Annotated in this window: 1 protein-coding gene; it reads left to right on the forward strand. The window is 65.2% G+C overall.

Features of this window, described 5'->3' with window-relative positions; all coding sequences use genetic code 11:
- Positions 1 to 1,316: TRC40/GET3/ArsA family transport-energizing ATPase (locus ESO89_RS18300; RefSeq protein WP_128906805.1), on the forward strand; the 1,316-nt coding region annotated here is incomplete at both ends.

Raw genomic sequence — 1,316 nt, forward strand, 5'->3', positions numbered from 1 at the left:
CGGGAAGGGCGGCGTCGGCAAGAGCACGGTGAGCTGTGCGACCGCGACGTGGCTCGCCGACAACGACTACGAGACGCTGCTGGTGACCACCGACCCTGCCCCGAATCTCTCGGACATCTTCGGGCAGTCGATCGGCCACGAGGTCACCGCGATCGACGGGATCGAGAACCTCTCGGCGATCGAGATCGACCCGGACACCGCCGCCGAGGAGTACCGCCAGGAGACGATCGAGCCGATGCGCGAACTGCTCGGTGAAGAGGAGATCCAGACGGTCGAAGAGCAGCTCAACAGCCCCTGCGTCGAGGAGATCGCCGCCTTCGACAACTTCGTCGACTTCATGGACAGCCCGGAGTACGACGTCGTCGTCTTCGACACTGCACCGACGGGCCACACCATCCGGCTGATGGAGCTCCCCTCTGACTGGAACGCCGAACTCGAGAAGGGCGGCTCGACCTGTATCGGGCCGGCGGCCTCGATGGAGGACAAAAAACAGGATTACGAGCGCGCGATCGACACGCTCCAGGACGACGAGCGCACTTCCTTTGCCTTCGTCGGCAAGCCGGAGGACTCCTCGATCGACGAGATCGAACGCAGCGCGAGTGACCTCGGCGACCTCGGGATCGAGTCGCAGCTGTTGATCCTCAACGGCTATCTCCCGGAGTCGGTGTGCGAGGACCCCTTCTTCGAGGGGAAACGCGCGGACGAGCAGGCCGTCATCGAGCGCGCCCGAGAGGAGTTCGACGCGGACGCGACGGCGACGTACCCGCTCCAGCCCGGCGAGATAGCCGGGCTCGACCTGCTCGCTGACGTGGGCGGTGTCCTCTACGACGGCACGGAGGCGACCGTCGACGTCGGGACCGCGACCGACGTGGACGCTGACGGTGCGGTCGAGTTCGATTCGATGGCGGACGCCGACGCGGTTGTCGACCAGCTCACGCCGGGCGAGGAGACGCAGTACCTCTTTTTCACCGGGAAGGGCGGCGTCGGCAAGAGCACGGTCGCCTCGACGGCAGCGACGAAACTCGCTGAGGCGGGCCACGAAACGCTTGTCGTCACGACCGATCCGGCCGCGCACTTAGAGGACATCTTCGGTGAGCCCGTGGGCCACGAACCCACCTCGGTCGGCCAGGAGAACCTCGACGCGGCGCGAATCGACCAAGAAAAAGCGCTTGTGGAGTACCGCGAGCAAGTCCTCGACCACGTCACCGAGATGTACAATAACAAAGAGGACACGCAGATCGACGTCGACGCCGCGATCGCGAACGTCGAAGAGGAACTGGAATCGCCCTGTGCCGAGGAGATGGCCGCGCTCGAAA

Origin of the sequence: Halorubrum amylolyticum (assembly GCF_004114995.1) — an archaeon.
GTDB classification, from domain to species: Archaea; Halobacteriota; Halobacteria; order Halobacteriales; family Haloferacaceae; genus Halorubrum; species Halorubrum amylolyticum.